General features: G+C 67.1%; 12 protein-coding genes and 1 pseudogene. 6 read left to right on the top strand and 7 right to left on the bottom strand.

Going from position 1 to position 14,800, the window contains the following annotated elements; all coding sequences use genetic code 11:
- The first annotated feature begins 32 nt into the window (after positions 1-32).
- The 4 genes and pseudogenes from ACIBJI_RS06310 (at position 33) to aroB (ending at position 3,864) form a co-directional block, all read left to right on the top strand.
- On the top strand, positions 33-488 hold the full coding sequence (locus ACIBJI_RS06310; protein ID WP_364340164.1) for an A24 family peptidase: 456 nt from the start codon (positions 33-35) through the stop codon (positions 486-488).
- Positions 489-570: 82 nt separating this feature from the next.
- Positions 571-1,764: a chorismate synthase gene (aroC, locus tag ACIBJI_RS06315; protein ID WP_364340708.1), complete on the top strand. Its 1,194-nt coding sequence runs from the start codon at positions 571-573 to the stop codon at positions 1,762-1,764.
- Positions 1,761-2,279, top strand: a pseudogene (locus tag ACIBJI_RS06320) (shikimate kinase); the annotation flags it as partial. The gene aroC and the pseudogene ACIBJI_RS06320, both read left to right, overlap by 4 nt.
- A 412-nt stretch (positions 2,280-2,691) precedes the next feature.
- On the top strand, positions 2,692-3,864 hold the full coding sequence (gene aroB / locus ACIBJI_RS06325; protein WP_364340162.1) for a 3-dehydroquinate synthase: 1,173 nt from the start codon (positions 2,692-2,694) through the stop codon (positions 3,862-3,864).
- A 257-nt stretch (positions 3,865-4,121) separates the two neighbouring features.
- Here the strand turns inward: aroB and ACIBJI_RS06330 are convergent, their stop codons facing one another.
- From ACIBJI_RS06330 to ACIBJI_RS06355, 6 genes are all read right to left on the bottom strand, one after another.
- Positions 4,122-4,604 (bottom strand): B-4DMT family transporter, encoded by a 483-nt coding sequence (locus tag ACIBJI_RS06330; RefSeq protein ID WP_364340160.1) that lies wholly within the window; start codon positions 4,602-4,604, stop codon positions 4,122-4,124.
- 46 nt (positions 4,605-4,650) lie between these two features.
- Positions 4,651-5,463: a shikimate dehydrogenase gene (locus tag ACIBJI_RS06335; RefSeq protein WP_364340158.1), complete on the bottom strand. Its 813-nt coding sequence runs from the start codon at positions 5,461-5,463 to the stop codon at positions 4,651-4,653.
- Between the two features lie 4 nt (positions 5,464-5,467).
- Positions 5,468-7,051 (bottom strand): endolytic transglycosylase MltG, encoded by a 1,584-nt coding sequence (gene mltG / locus ACIBJI_RS06340; protein WP_364340156.1) that lies wholly within the window; start codon positions 7,049-7,051, stop codon positions 5,468-5,470.
- The gene (gene ruvX / locus ACIBJI_RS06345; protein WP_364340706.1) at positions 7,048-7,581 is read right to left on the bottom strand and encodes a Holliday junction resolvase RuvX; all 534 of its coding nucleotides are present in this window, start codon (positions 7,579-7,581) and stop codon (positions 7,048-7,050) included. The genes mltG and ruvX overlap by 4 nt, the downstream gene beginning before the upstream one ends.
- Positions 7,581-10,247 carry an alanine--tRNA ligase gene (alaS, locus tag ACIBJI_RS06350; protein WP_364340154.1) on the bottom strand — a complete coding sequence of 889 codons (2,667 nt, stop codon included), beginning with the start codon at positions 10,245-10,247 and terminating at the stop codon, positions 7,581-7,583. The genes ruvX and alaS overlap by 1 nt, the downstream gene beginning before the upstream one ends.
- 94 nt (positions 10,248-10,341) lie before the next feature.
- Complete coding sequence (locus ACIBJI_RS06355; RefSeq protein WP_397083261.1) at positions 10,342-11,688, bottom strand: replication-associated recombination protein A; 1,347 nt, start codon at positions 11,686-11,688, stop codon at positions 10,342-10,344.
- A 310-nt stretch (positions 11,689-11,998) separates the two neighbouring features.
- Between ACIBJI_RS06355 and ACIBJI_RS06360 the strand changes: the two genes are divergently transcribed.
- Complete coding sequence (locus ACIBJI_RS06360) at positions 11,999-12,346, top strand: YciI family protein (RefSeq protein ID WP_364340152.1); 348 nt, start codon at positions 11,999-12,001, stop codon at positions 12,344-12,346.
- Between the two features lie 4 nt (positions 12,347-12,350).
- The gene (locus tag ACIBJI_RS06365; protein WP_364340150.1) at positions 12,351-13,607 is read left to right on the top strand and encodes a sigma-70 family RNA polymerase sigma factor; all 1,257 of its coding nucleotides are present in this window, start codon (positions 12,351-12,353) and stop codon (positions 13,605-13,607) included.
- A gap of 19 nt (positions 13,608-13,626) precedes the next feature.
- Here ACIBJI_RS06365 and ACIBJI_RS06370 read toward each other — a convergent pair whose 3' ends face one another.
- A complete protein-coding gene (locus ACIBJI_RS06370; protein WP_364340148.1) occupies positions 13,627-14,796 on the bottom strand; it encodes a kinase in 1,170 nt (389 codons plus the stop codon).
- Positions 14,797-14,800 lie beyond the last annotated feature (4 nt).

Here is a 14,800-nt window from a genome sequence, read left to right on the forward strand (position 1 = left end):
TTCCGCGACCGGGACGGGCGAGGCTGAATGCCATGTCCCCCATCGTTTTTGCCCTGCTGGCGGCCTGGTGCTCGGCGCTAACCGCCTTCGATATCCAGCAGCGTCGACTGCCCAATGCGCTCACCGCATCCGGTGCGGTGATCATCTTCGGATATGCGCTGTTCGCAACACAATTCACAGCCGCGGTGGTCGGTTCGGTCCTATTGACGACGCCATATTTATTGGTGCACTTGATCTCACCGCCCACACTCGGGGCCGGTGATGTGAAACTGGCCGTCGGACTGGGCGCGGTCGCTGCCCTCGGCGGTGCGCAGGTTTGGGTGCGGGCGGCGCTCATCGCACCGATTCTGACCGCGGCATTCGGGCTCGCCGTGTTGGCCCACGGGCGGATTCGATCCGGCGCTGACCGCGCCGGACCGCATCCGCTACCCCATGGGCCGGCCATGTGTCTCGCGACGGTGCTGAGCCTGGCGGCGGCGTATGGCTAGTCGATGTCGTGGCGCGGCCGTGCCGGTGATCACGGCGGGCCACGTGCCGGAGCACCCGCGCCGACATGGGAAGATGGACAGCGTGTTGCGCTGGATAACTGCCGGAGAATCCCATGGTCCCGCTCTTGTCACCATCCTCGAGGGGATGGTGGCCGGTGTCGAAGTGACATCCGACGAGATCTCCGCACAGTTGGCGCGCCGTCGGCTCGGGTACGGGCGCGGCGCCCGGATGAAGTTCGAGGCCGATAAGGTCACCATCATCGGCGGGGTGCGGCACGGGCGCACCATGGGTGGTCCGGTGGCCATCGAGATCGCGAACTCCGAATGGCCGAAGTGGACGACGGTCATGTCCGCGGACCCGGTGGATGAGGGCGAACTCGCCGATCTGGCCCGCAATGCACCGCTGACCCGGCCGCGACCCGGCCATGCCGACTACTCGGGCATGCTCAAGTACAACTTCGACGACGCCCGCAATGTATTGGAGCGCGCCAGCGCCCGCGAGACCGCCGCGCGGGTGGCGGCGGGCACGGTCGCCAGGAACTTCCTGCGCCAGGCCTTCGGCGTCGAGGTCATCTCGCACGTCGTCTCGATCGGCACCGCCGCCAACACCACCGGCATCGTGCCGACCGCCGCCGACCTGGCCGCGATCGATGAGAGTCCGGTGCGCGCGTTCGACAAGGACGCCGAGGCCGCGATGATCGCCGAGATCGAGGCCGCGAAGAAGGATGGTGACACCCTTGGCGGTGTGGTCGAGGTGGTCGTGGACGGGCTACCGGTCGGATTGGGTTCGTTCATCAGCGGCGCGGATCGGCTTGATTCGCGACTCGCGGGTGCACTCATGGGGATTCAGGCGATCAAGGGCGTCGAGGTCGGCGACGGTTTCGAAACCGCGCGCCGTCGCGGCAGCCAGGCACATGACGAGATGAAGCCGGGACCGGACGGCGTGCTGCGCTCGACCAACCGAGCCGGTGGTCTCGAGGGCGGTATGACCAATGGCGAGCCGCTGCGCGTGCGCGCCGCGATGAAGCCGATCTCGACGGTGCCGCGCGCGCTGTCCACGGTCGATATGACCACCGGCGAGGAGGCCGTCGCCATCCACCAGCGCTCGGATGTCTGCGCCGTGCCCGCCGCGGGTGTGGTCGCCGAGACCATGGTCGCGCTGGTTGTCGCGCAGGCCGCGCTGGAGAAGTTCGGCGGAGATTCGCTGGTCGAGACCGTCGATAACATCACCAGCTACGTCAAGCGCATCGGCACCCGACCACACGTTCCGCAATGATCGTGCAGTCCGATCCGCGCGCACCGCGCGTGGTGCTGGTCGGACCGCCGGGGGCGGGGAAGTCGACGATCGGCCGCAAGCTCGCCAGGGAACTCGGTGTCGAGCTCTACGACACCGATGCCGGAATCGAGCGCGAGACCGGACGCACCATCCCGGAGATCTTCGCCGAGGACGGCGAACCGGAATTCCGCCGGATCGAGGAGCAGGTGGTGCGCCGCGCCATCCTCGCCGAACGCGGTGTCGTCTCACTCGGCGGTGGGGCCGTGCTGTCCAACGACACCAGGGCGCTGCTGCGCAATCGCACCGTGGTGTATCTGGAAATCAGTGTGGCCGAAGGACTTCGGCGCACCGGCGCGAGTACCCAGCGACCACTGCTCAACGGAGCGGATCCGGGTGCGAAATATCGGGAGCTGATGCGCAAGCGCAGACCGCTGTACCGGGAAGTCGCGACGGTGCGGGTGCGCACCGACGGTCGCAGTCCGGGCCGGGTGGTGCGGATGATCATGGCGAAGTTGGGCATGGAATCGGTGCTGCCACAAGAATCGGAGCCCGATTCGAGCGAAACCGCGTCGACGGGCACAGCACCGAAACCGCAGGGCAGCAATAGATCTCGCGCCCGCCGAGCCGCCAGGGCCCGTGCGGCCGCCCGTCGCCGGGCAGCAGCAGCACAGACGGATGGCACCGACTCCGCGGCAACCGAGCGGATCAAGCCCACCGGCAAGATCACCGCGGGCAACCGGATCACGACCGATACCGCCACAGTCGACCGCCCGAAGCCAACCGGCAAAATCACCAATGGCCGCGCCGGTTCCGAAGGATCCGGCGACCCGGCAACACCTGGAAGCCGGTCCCGCCGCACCCGGGCCCGGCGCGCCCGCGCGCGAGCGCTCAAACAAACAGCACGCACAGAATCGGAGCCGAGTACGCATGAGTGAGCGAAGCGAGCGACCGGTCAGCCCCGCTGACCATCCGACAAGCCCGACCGAGCCCAGTCGCATCGAGGTCCGCACCGCCGATCCGTATCCGGTGATCATCGGCCGCGGCCTACTCGGTGAGCTCGTCGAGTCGGTCGTCGGCGCAACCACCGGCGTGCGCACCGTCGCGATCTTCCATCAGCCGCCCCTTGCCGAAACCGCCGAGGTGGTGCGCAAGGCCTTGGCCGACAACGGTATCGACGCGCACCGCGTCGAAATCCCGGATGCCGAGGCCGGTAAGGATCTGGCCGTGGCCGGGTTCTGCTGGGAGGTGCTCGGCCGCATCGGCCTGACCCGCAATGACGTCGTGGTATCCCTCGGTGGCGGGGCGGCGACCGATCTGGCCGGCTTCGTCGCCGCCACCTGGATGCGCGGGGTGCATATCGTGCATGTGCCGACCACGCTGCTGGCCATGGTCGACGCGGCCGTCGGCGGTAAGACCGGTATCAATACCGAGGCGGGCAAGAATCTCGTCGGCAGCTTCCACGAACCGGCCGCGGTGCTGGTCGATCTGGCGACCCTGGAAACGGTGCCGCGCAATGAGATCGTCGCCGGTATGGCCGAGATCATCAAGGCCGGTTTCATCGCCGACCCGGTGATCCTGGACTTGGTGGAGCGCGATCCGGAGGCCGCACTCGACCCGACCGGCGACGTGCTGCCCGAACTGATCCGCCGCGCCATTCAGGTGAAGGCCGATGTTGTCGCAGCCGATCTCAAGGAAGCCAGCCTGCGCGAGATCCTCAACTACGGCCACACTCTCGGTCACGCCATCGAGCGCCGCGAGCGCTACCGCTGGCGGCACGGTGCGGCTGTCTCGGTCGGTCTGGTCTTCGCCGCCGAACTCGGCCGCCTCGCCGGACGCCTCGACGATGCCACCGCCGACCGTCACCGCAGCGTCCTGGCCAGCGTCGGCCTGCCGACCAGCTACGACGCCGACGCCCTCCCCCAACTCCTCGACGCCATGCAGACCGATAAGAAGACCCGCTCCGGCGTTCTGCGCTTCGTGGTCCTCGACGGCCTCGCCAAACCCGGCCGCCTCGAAGGCCCCGACCCCACCCTGCTGGCCGCCGCCTACTCGGCCATCGCCAGGGAGGACAGCGACAGTAGTGGCGCGATCCTGCTGTAGTCGCGAACATTGCAGCGGCGCATCCGAGTCGGGTGCGCCGCCTCGCATCACGATCTCGGCACATCTGCCGACGACATCCCGACCGGCTGCACGGGCGCTGAGCAACCCGTCCTCGTCGAACATGGGCTCGGTGAACAGACCGGCCGAACCCGCCCGTCCCCGGGACGCGAACAGGATTGCGGCCCATCCGGAAAACGAAGGCGACCCTCCGGCCGTATCAGCCGATGAGGGTCGCCTCCAGTCGAATACGTGAGCGGCTACGCGGGAGTCGCCGCGGCGCCAGGTGCCTGAGGTGTAGGCCGATCAGCGGACTTGTTGATCTGGCGATCGGCAATGATGCGGCCGATGCCGATGCCGATAAGACCTGGAATGAAGACCAGCAGGACGATGAAGGACGCGCCCGCCGTCATTTCGAACAACAGGCCGTTATCGCCGAGATCGAACCGGGGCAGCCAGTCGAGCAGCCACGAGACCGCGCCGCTACCCAGACCTGCGGCGACCGCGGTTTTCAGCCAAAGGATGGTCAGGTCGGAGCCGTGCTCCGAATCCGGATGGACCTCACGATCCTTGCGGCCATCCAACACACCCCAGAACACCACCGCGACAAGCAGCACCACCAGGCACAGCGGTCGCATCCAACTGCCCTGGGTCGGCCAGTACACCATCGCGAATCCCAGCGCGGCACGCAGGAAAACGACCAGCGCACCGAGCCCAATGGCCCGCAACACCCAACCATTCATGGTCAACACCATAGCCTCGAGTCGGCCGGATCCAAATGAGAACCGGTTACAGATTTATTGCCGCGGCCATTTCCGCGTGCGGAGCCGGGCGGCCGGTGAACTGTTCGACCTGCCCATAGGCCTGGTTCAGCAGCATCTCCAGCCCGCCGACCACAGTGTGCTCGGCCCGCGCGACCGCAACGGCCAGCGGCGTCGGCCACGGATCGTAGATCGCGTCGAGCACCACGGGGGCCGCGGCCACCGCTTCGGCGACGACCGCAGCCGCCTCGGCCGGGATCGTGCTCACCACAGCACCGGCATCCGCGCACGCCGCACGCAATGCGTCTTTGTCGAAGCCGATCACGGCGGTAGTCATACCGAGCCGCTCGGCAAGATCCACGGCGTTGCGTGCCCTTCCGGCATCGCGGGCGACGACGGTCACCGTCTTCGCACCGAGTTCGGATAACGCGAGCAGCGCCGGACGTGCGGTCCCGCCCGCACCGAGTACGACGCCCTCGGTCAACTCGCCGACGCCAGCACCGCGCAACGCGCCGAGCACCCCGTCGACATCGGTGCAGTCGGCACACCAACCCTCCGAGCCGATCCTAACCAACGTATTCGCCGAGCCCACCAGTACCGCACGCTCCGTGCGTTCGCTCGCATATGCCAGCGCGACCTCTTTACCCGGCATGGTCACCGAAAGCCCGACCCATTCCGGCCCGAGCCCATCGACCAGACCGGGCAACTCCTCGGCCGAACATTCGATGCGCTCATAGGTCCAGTCGAGCCCGAGGGCACGGTAGGCCGCCAGATGCAGCTGCGGCGACCGCGAATGCGCGATCGGCTTACCGAGCACGGCCGCCTTGCGCGTTGTCGGCATCGCCTCACCGCCCACTGTCGAGAATTCCGCTCTGCCTGGCCTTTTCGATATTGCGCAGATGTTCGCTGTAGCTCTCGGTGAACAAAGTGGTCCCCTGTTTGTCGACGGTCACGAAGTACAACCACGTCCCCGGCTCCGGATTCTCCACGGCGCGCATCGCATTCAACGAGGGCGCGGAGATCGGAGTCGCGGGCAGTCCCGGCATGGCGTAGGTGTTCCACGGCGTGCGCTTGCCGCGGTCGGCGTCGGTGGTCGCGACTTCGGTGCGGTCCAGCGCGTAGTTCACCGTCGAGTCGAACTGCAGTGGCTGGTTGGCCTCGAGCCGGTTCACGATCACCCGCGCCACTTTGCCCATATCCTGCGGCAGCGCTTCGCGTTCCACCAGCGAGGCGGCGATCAAGGTCTGGTACGGATTCAGCTTCGTCTCCGCGCCCGACTGCAACAGACCGGTCGACTCGTAGCTGCGCGAACTCGCACCCACCAGCTGCTTCAGGATCTGCTCCGGCGTACCGCTGGGATCGAAATCCCAGGTGCCCGCGGCGATCAGCCCCTCCAGCTGCCTGCTGCGGTCGGGCACGTCACGCACCCGCTGCTCCGCCCAGCTCGGCACGCCGAGGGCGGTCAGATCCGCGCCCGCACCGGCGGCATCGAGCTGGTCGTAGGTGATGCACTTCTGATTCGTACCGGTGCCGACACAGCTGGCGTCGGCGATCTTGCGGTAGATGCCGTCCTTGCGCGAGCCGGTATTCACATCCTGCTGGTCGTGCAACTGCCGTCCCTCGGAGACGACCAGATTGCCGACCCGGGAACTCTTGCCGAGTAGCGCCGTCACCGCCTGCGTGGACGGGCTGTGACTCGGGATCGCGTAGTAGCCGGGCTGCACCGAATTCATATTCGAATTGCGCACGGCCGCCTGGAAGAAGGCTTCGCTGCTCGCGACGACGCCCTTCTTCTGCATCTCGTCCGCGATCTGGTTCGAGGTGTCGCCGGAATGCACCTGCACTACTACCAGCGGTCCCACTGGACCCGCGAAATCCTCGGGCGCGCCGAACATCTTGACCACTTTCATCCCCGCGAATACCGCGGCCCCGGCGAACAGCGCCACGAACAGCGCACCGATCAGCCACAGATTCCGGCGGCGCTTCTTGCGCTCGGCCGCCTTGCGCGAGGCAGCCCGGGACCGTCGGCCGCGCGAGGGCGCGCTGCGCTGACGCTCGGAGCGGGACTCCGCACGCTCCTCCTCTCCCCGACTCCCGCCGCGCTCGGACCTGCCGCGGCCGGAGCGCGCGGACGCGGCACCCGAGCGCCCGCCACCCAACCCGTCACCGCGGGACCGCCGCGGCGGCGCACCCTCGGCCCGCTGTGGACGGCCGCGCCGGGGTTCGTCGCCGCGCTCGGCTCGCTGCGGGGCCGCGCGCCGCGAACGCTCGGCCGCGAGTGCCTCGTCGTGATCTTCGTCGTCGGTGTAGCGCGGAATGACCGTGGTGTCGTCGTCGTAGTCCTCCCATGCCTGGTCGTTTCGCCGGTAACGCCGTTCAGCCTCGCGCTGACGGAAACGTTCCTCGGCTCGCGTCCATCGATCCGTCATGCACCGTCTCCGGACTCAGACGCCGCTTCGGCCGACTTCAACACCGCACTCCGTTCGTCCAACCATCCTTGCAGGATCGCTACGGCGGCCGCCTGATCGATCACCTGCCGCTGGCCACGCGCGCGAACTCCACTGTCCCGCAATGCACGTGCAGCTGACACCGTAGTCAAACGTTCGTCGGAAAGTCGGATAGGCACGGGTGCTATGACTGCGCGCAAACGCTCCGCGAATAGCATCGCCGCATCGGCGGCAGTGCCTTTTTCCCCGCGCAATGTCCGTGGCAGACCGACGATGACCTCGACGGCCTCGTACTCCCGCACAATTTCGGCAATTCTGGAAATGTCGCTTGCCGGTCCAGGCGCGCGCTTATTCGGCTTCGCGCGCGCCACCGTTTCCACGGGCGTGGCGAGCATGCCGTCCGGGTCGCTGGAGGCGACCCCGATTCGGACACTGCCGACATCGATACCGATCCGCCTGCCGCGGCCGGGATCGGTGTCGGGCGAGGGACGATGACTCTCCGAGTCGCCCATCACCCGGCCAGTTCGGCCACCCGAGCACGGACCGAGGCCAGACCCACTTCGATACCCGAGGGGTCCGAACCCGCACCCTGCGCCATCTCCGGCTTGCCGCCACCGCGACCGGAAATGCTCGGGCCGAAGCTGGCGACCAGATCTCCGGCCTTGAAGCCGAGATCCTGCGCGCTCTTATTGACCGTCACAACGAAGGGCACCTTGCCATCGGCATTGCCGAGCAGCACCACGACCGCCGGTTCGGTGCCGAACCGGCCACGGATATCGGTGGCGAGGGTGCGCAGGTCACCGGCGGTGACGCCTTCGGGCGCGGCGGCGGCCACCAGCAGCACGCTGCCGACCCGCTCGGCCTCCGCGACGAACTTCGCCGCCGATGCGAGCACCGCGGCGATCTTGGTGCGCTCGAGCTCCTTCTCGGCCACCTTCAGCCGCTCCACGAGCTGCTCGACGCGCGCGGGCACCTCCTCCGAAGGCACCTTCAGCGAGGACGCGACACCGGCCAGCAGCGCACGCTCCTTCGCCAGATACTTATAGGAGTCCAGGCCGACGAAGGCCTCAACGCGTCGCTTGCCGGAACCGATCGCCGATTCGCCGAGCACGGTGATCGGGCCGATCTGCGAGGAATGCTGGACGTGCGTACCACCGCACAGCTCCATCGAGAACGGTCCGCCGATCTCCACCACGCGCACCTCGTCGCCGTAGTTCTCACCGAACAGCGCGAGCGCGCCCATTTGCTTGGCCTTGGGCAGATCGGTGACGAAGGTGTTCACCGGGAAGTCCGAGCCGACCGCGTCATTGGAGACGGCCTCGATATCGGCCTTCTGCTGTTCGGAGAGCTGGCCCTGCCAGTTGAAGTCGAAGCGCAGATAGCCGGGCTTGTTCAGCGAACCGGCCTGCACGGCGTTCGGACCGAGCACCTGCCGCAGCGCGGCATGCACCATATGCGTGCCGGAATGGCCCTGGGTGGCACCCTGGCGCCAGGCCGGATCGGCCTGGGCGAGTACGACATCGCCCTCGGTGATCTGGCCCTGTTCCACCGTGGTCTTGTGCACCCACAGCTTCTTGGCGATCTTCTGCACATCGTTGACGCGCAGCTTGAGGCCCTGCGCCGTAATGGTGCCGCGATCGGCGATCTGACCACCGGACTCCGCGTAGAGCGGACTGCGGTCCAGAATGACCTCGACGTCCTGGCCGATGGTGGCGGTCGGCACCCGCACGCCGTCGGCGATCAGGGCGAGGACGTGCGCTTCGGAGGTCAGCTCATCGAAGCCGGTGAATTCCGTTGCGCCGCGGTCGACCAACTCCTTGTAGATGGACAGGTCGGCATGTCCGTGTTTGCGCGCCTGGGCATCCTCCTTGGCCATCTTGCGCTGTTCGGCCATGAGCGAGCGGAAGCCCTCCTCGTCGACCGACAGTCCGGCCTCGGCCGCCATCTCCAGGGTCAGCTCGATCGGGAAGCCGTACGTGTCGTGCAGTTTGAAGGCGTCCGAACCCGGAATTGTCTTGCCGCCCTTGGCCGCAACCTCGTCCACGGCGTCGGCGAACAGCCGCGAGCCGGTGTTCAGAGTCTTGAGGAACGCCGTCTCCTCGCCCACCGCGACGTTCTCGATCCGCGCGAAGTCGGTGGCCAGTTCCGGATACGACGGCGACATCAGCTCACTGACGACCTTCATGAATTCGCCGATCACCGGCTTGTCCGCACCGAGCAGCCGGGCCGAGCGCACGATCCGGCGCAGCAGGCGGCGCAGCACGTAGCCACGGCCCTCATTGCCCGGGTTGACGCCGTCGGCGATCAGCATGGCCGAGGTGCGGGCATGGTCGGCGATGACGCGGAAGCGCCGGTCGTCCTCGTGTTCGACACCATAGGACCGGCCGGTCAACTCCTCGGCCTTATCGATGATCGGGCGCAGCAGGTCGGTCTCGTAGACGTTGTCGACGCCCTGCAGCAGCAGCGCGATGCGCTCGACGCCCATACCGGTATCAATGTTTTTCTTCGGCAGCGATCCGACCGGCGGGTAGCCGAGCTTGGGGCTCTGCTCACCGCGGATGTCCTGCATGAAGACCAGATTCCAGATCTCCAGGTAGCGGTCCTCGTCGGCGACCGGACCGCCGTCCTTGCCGTATTCGGGGCCGCGGTCGTAGTAGATCTCCGAACACGGGCCGCCCGGACCGGGCACGCCCATATCCCAGTAGTTGTCCTTGCCGTCGCGGAACTGGATCCGCTCCTTCGGGATGCCCGCGACCCGGTGCCAGATCTCGGCGGCCTCCGGATCGGATTCGTAGGCCGTCACCCAGATCCGCTCGGGATCGAAACCGTAGCCGCCGTCCTCCTGCGACTTGGTGATCAACTCCCAAGCGAGGGTGATGGCGTCCTGCTTGAAGTAGTCACCGAAGGAGAAGTTGCCCGCCATCTGGAAGAAGGTGTTGTGCCGGGTGGTGACGCCGACCTCTTCGATATCGCCGGTGCGGACGCATTTCTGCACACTGGTCGCGCGCGGGAACGGCGGCGCCTCCTGGCCCAAGAAATACGGCTTGAACTGAACCATGCCCGCGTTGACGAACAACAGGGTCGGGTCGGCCAGGATCAGCGAGGCACTGGGCACCTCGGTGTGTCCGGCACGGACAAAATGGTCCAGGAATCGCCGTCGGATCTCGTGGGTCTGCACAGATATCCAGCCTACCGGTGTCCCGCATCCCCTTTTTCAGCGCCCGGGGTGGTCCACGTCCGCTGGCACGGCCGACCCGAAACCGTCTGAGCGTTTATCGTCCTCGGACGATTCTGCGCAACTTCTCGACACGACGTTGGATATCACGTTCGACGCCGTGGTCGGTGGGCGTGTAGTAGTCGCGGCCGACGATTTCGTCGGGCGGATACTGCTGAGCCAGCACGCCATCCGGGTCGTCGTGCGGGTATTTGTAGCCCTGGGCGTTGCCGAGGGCGGCGGCTCCCGCGTAGTGGCCGTCGCGCAGATGGGCGGGGACCGCACCCGCCTTGCCCCCCGAAATATCGGCGAGGGCGGCGCCGAGCGCGGCAGGTACGGCACCGGATTTGGGGGCCGTGGCCAGGTGAATTGTCGCGTGTGTCAGGGTGAGTTGGGCCTCGGGCATGCCGATCAGCTGCACCACTTGCGCGGCCGCGACCGCGGTTTGCAGCGCCATCGGATCGGCCAGGCCGATGTCCTCGCTCGCCGAAATCACCAGGCGGCGGGCGATGAAGCGGGGATCCTCGCCCGCACTGAGCATGCGGGCCAGATAGTGCAGTGCCGCATCGACATCCGAGCCGCGGATGGATTTGATGAAGGCGCTCACCACGTCGTAGTGCTGGTCACCCGCGCGGTCGTAGCGGACGGCGGCCTTGTCCACGCTGGCCTCGACCAGATCCACATCGACGGTACCGTCCAAGGAGGACTCCGCCGATGCCTCCAGCGCGGTGAGCGCCCGGCGCGCGTCACCGCCCGCGATCCGCACGATGTGCTCGAGCGCGGCCTCGGTCACCGTGTACGCGCCGTCGTAACCGCGCGGGTCCGTGAGGGCACGGTCGAGTACCAGCCGGCTATCGGCCGCGGTGAGCGATTGCAATTGCAGCACCAACGAACGCGACAGCAGCGGCGAGACCACCGAGAACGATGGATTCTCTGTCGTCGCGCCGACCAGCAGCACGATCCGGTTCTCGACCGCGGCCAACAATGCGTCCTGCTGGGTCTTGGAGAAGCGATGCACCTCGTCGATGAACAACACGGTCTGCTCGCCCGCGGTGAGACGGCGGCGGGCCACATCGATGACCGCGCGCACCTCCTTCACACCGGCCGACAAGGCCGACAGCGCCTCGAAGCGACGACCGGTGGCCTGCGAAATCAGCGAGGCCAGCGTCGTCTTGCCGGTTCCCGGCGGCCCGTACAGCAGCACCGACGCCGCGCCCGAACCCTCGATCAACCGCCGCAGCGGTGAGCCGGGTCCGAGCAGATGCTGTTGGCCGACCACCTCGTCCAATGTCGCGGGCCGCATCCGCACCGCCAGCGGCGCACCGGCATCGCGGCGTACCACACTGTCGATGGAGTGTCCGGTCGGCACCTCGTCGCCGGGCACGTCGAATAAGCCTTCGCTCACACCGAGCACGTTACCGAGGGGGACCGACAGCTCCGGGGCGTGTACCGGTTTGCCTGGGCGGTGCAAGCTCGTCGGCAATTCGGTGATGATCGCGCCGCTGGTATTCCTGCGGCTGGAACCGGCGACCACCGAGCCATTACGACCATGGGTGTGCCGCTCGGGTCCGCATCGGCGCGACTCGCGAGACTCCACGCGATTCCAGGAGCAGAATTTTTCTCGCGACAGGTTTGTCGATTTCCGCCGAGCTCGCTCGTCGGAACGAATACGACGGCCCGATCGGCGGGCCGGCCGAACCCGAAGGAGCGAGATCATGAGCCAGTACCTGGTGCTGATTTACGAGGACGAAAGCGCGTACGCGGGCGCATCGGAGCAGGTCATGGGCGAGGTCTACCAGGCGCACGTGACCTTCCAGGAGATCGCGGGCGACGCGGTGCAAGGCGGTAACGCACTCCAACCGACCGCCACCGCCACCTCCATCCGGCAGAACGACAACGGCGATTTCACCGTGACCGATGCCCCATTCGCCGAGGCCAAGGAGGCGCTGGGCGGCTACTACCTGATCGAGGCCGCGGATCTGGACGCCGCGATCGCAGTGGCAAAGCAAGTACCCGCCCGGTTCGGCGGTGTCGAGGTGCGTCCGATCATGACCTTCGACTAGACCTGTGCCGATCGACACCGATACGGTCGCCGCTGTCGACCAGGCGCACCGTCGCGAATGGGCCTTCGTGCTCGCCGCGACGGTGCGGCTGGTCCGCGACTTCGACCTCGCCGAGGAATGCGTCCAGGACGCTTATGCGCGTGCGCTCACCGAATGGGCCGCGCACGGCGTTCCGGCGAAACCCGGCGCCTGGTTGACCACCGTTGCCCGCCGCCGCGGCCTCGACCTGCTGCGCCGCGACTCCACCTTGCGGCGCACACTGCCCATGCTGATCACCGACCAGGCCGAGGACACCGCCGATCTCGCACTCGCGGGACTGGATTCGGCATCCGCCATCCCCGACGACCGGTTGCGCCTGATCAGCACCTGCTGTCACCCGGCTTTGGGCCGCGAGGCCCAAGTGGCACTGACACTTCGACTGGTCTGCGGTGTCACCACCGCCGAGGTCGCCCGCGCCTTCCTCACCAGCGAATCGACCATGGCGGCCCGCATTACGCGCGCCAAGAAGAAGATCGCGGTGGCACGCATTCCGTATCGGGTGCCATCGGTGCGCGAACTCCCCGACCGCCTCGACGCCATCTGCGCGGTCATCCATCTGCTGTTCACCACCGGTCACACCGCGCCCTCGGGTGACGCGCTGGTGCGCCCCGATCTGATCGAACGGGCGCTCCAACTTGCGCGGATGATGCACGCGCTGGTCCCGGACGACCCTTCCGTCACCGGCCTGCTGGCCCTGATCCTGCTCACCGACGCACGACGCGAGGCCCGCGTGGATACCGAAGGCCGACTGTGCACCCTCGAACACCAAGACCGCTCCCGCTGGGATCGTGAGGCCATCACCGAGGGCATCGCCTTGGTGAAAACCGCTCTGCCACATACGGATCGATACACTCTGCAGGCCGCCATCGCCGCCGTGCACGATGAGGCACCGTCCTGGCCGGAAACCGACTGGCGTGAGATCACCGGCCTGTACGCACTGCTACTGCGAATTTGGCCGTCGCCGGTGGTGCGCCTCAATCATGCGGTGGCGGTTGGCCTTTCCGGCAACCCGACCCGAGCCCTCGACCTGCTCGACGAACTCGCCACCGAACCATCCCTCGCCACCTACGGCTACCTCGAAGCCTCTCGCGCGGCCTTGCTGACCCAGCTGGGTCGCACCACCGAAGCAGCCCGAGCCTACGAATCCGCGCTACTCCTGACCGAAAACACCATAGAACGAGCCCACCTCGAATCGCGCCTATCCGAGCTCACCGCCGAGTAGCAGCGCGAGGTCTCCTGACCTATTCCGACCAGCGCTCTTCGAGCATCGCCGACACATCCTCGGCGAAATCACCCACTACGTCGTCCCCGGTGCAGCGCGCGTCTTCCGCCAAGGCGGCCCAGCGGTTGATCAGGGCTTCCGAGCGCGGAACGGACAGGCCGTGTTCGCGGGCGGCGGCGATGCGGGTGTGGTCGGCGGGCAGGAACCAGTAGGTGGTGAGCCAGACCCAGATGAGGCGAGCTTCCAGGATGCGTTCGGCGAGCACAGCGTCGTCGGCCAGTGCGGGCCAGACACCGACGACCTGGGCGCGCCACGCATCGACCATTTGCTTGGCACGATCGCGGGACAGTTCGAAGTCGCAGAGGCAGCCGGGGAAGGACACCAGCGCGTAGGCGATATCGAGGGTGGCGTCGCGGTAGCCGCCCCATTCGTAGTCGAGGAAGCGCGCGCCCTCTTCATTCAGGATCACATTGTCGGGGCACAGGTCCGAGGGGCTGAATGCCCGGAAGCGCCCCGCGGAGAAGAGACGATTGCCTCGAACGATCCGCTCGGCGATCTCACCAGGGACCTCGATACCGAGTTCGCGCTGCAGCATGCCGGGCACCTCGGAGATGGCGGCCTCGGCCTGTTGCGCGATGCCATCGACCCGGTGCACCACATCCACCCGCCGCAGCAGCGCGACGAAATCCGCTTCGCGCCCGACGGTCGCCGCATGCATCCGACCCAGTGCCTGCGCGAAGGCCATGAGCGCGTTGCGCGTCGCCGGCTCCACACCGGATTGCAGCACCTGCGTCATCCGGGAGTTCTCCCCGAGATCACTCAGGACGAGCAGCCGGTCCGGGAGGCTGTGCGCGATCAGATATGCGCCGGGCCGCTGATCCCGGCTGAGCGCGGTGGTGAACTGATACGACACGGCCTCGCGCAGAAATGCGGAGTCGATGCTGGCGACGCCGGGCGCTAGACCACCCGTCGTGCGGTCCGCCGCGGATCCGCGAACCTGCTTGACGATGAGCGTCCGGGGCAGGGAGTAGGCGTTCTCTGAAACACGCACGCGTAGGACCGTCGTCCTACCACTACCGCTGAGTTCCATCGGATCGCTCAGCTTTACCGGAGCACCCATTCGCTTTGTGAGCAACTGCTGTGCTGCGGACACGACTTCGGCGGCGCGTTCGGCCAATAGTGCGGTCATCGCT

Source organism: Nocardia sp. NPDC050408 (assembly GCF_044458905.1).
Classification (GTDB): domain Bacteria; phylum Actinomycetota; class Actinomycetes; order Mycobacteriales; family Mycobacteriaceae; genus Nocardia.

What these genes read in the sequence shown, in the direction of transcription:
- ACIBJI_RS06310 (WP_364340164.1), top strand. Translation starts at nt 33, where the DNA reads ATGTCCCCCATCGTTTTTGCCCTGCTGGCGGCCTGGTGCTCGGCGCTA.
- aroB (WP_364340162.1), top strand. Translation starts at nt 2,692, where the DNA reads ATGAGTGAGCGAAGCGAGCGACCGGTCAGCCCCGCTGACCATCCGACA.
- ACIBJI_RS06330 (WP_364340160.1), bottom strand. Translation starts at nt 4,604, where the DNA reads ATGAATGGTTGGGTGTTGCGGGCCATTGGGCTCGGTGCGCTGGTCGTT.
- ACIBJI_RS06335 (WP_364340158.1), bottom strand. Translation starts at nt 5,463, where the DNA reads ATGCCGACAACGCGCAAGGCGGCCGTGCTCGGTAAGCCGATCGCGCAT.
- mltG (WP_364340156.1), bottom strand. Translation starts at nt 7,051, where the DNA reads ATGACGGATCGATGGACGCGAGCCGAGGAACGTTTCCGTCAGCGCGAG.
- ruvX (WP_364340706.1), bottom strand. Translation starts at nt 7,581, where the DNA reads ATGGGCGACTCGGAGAGTCATCGTCCCTCGCCCGACACCGATCCCGGC.
- ACIBJI_RS06360 (WP_364340152.1), top strand. Translation starts at nt 11,999, where the DNA reads ATGAGCCAGTACCTGGTGCTGATTTACGAGGACGAAAGCGCGTACGCG.
- ACIBJI_RS06370 (WP_364340148.1), bottom strand. Translation starts at nt 14,796, where the DNA reads ATGACCGCACTATTGGCCGAACGCGCCGCCGAAGTCGTGTCCGCAGCA.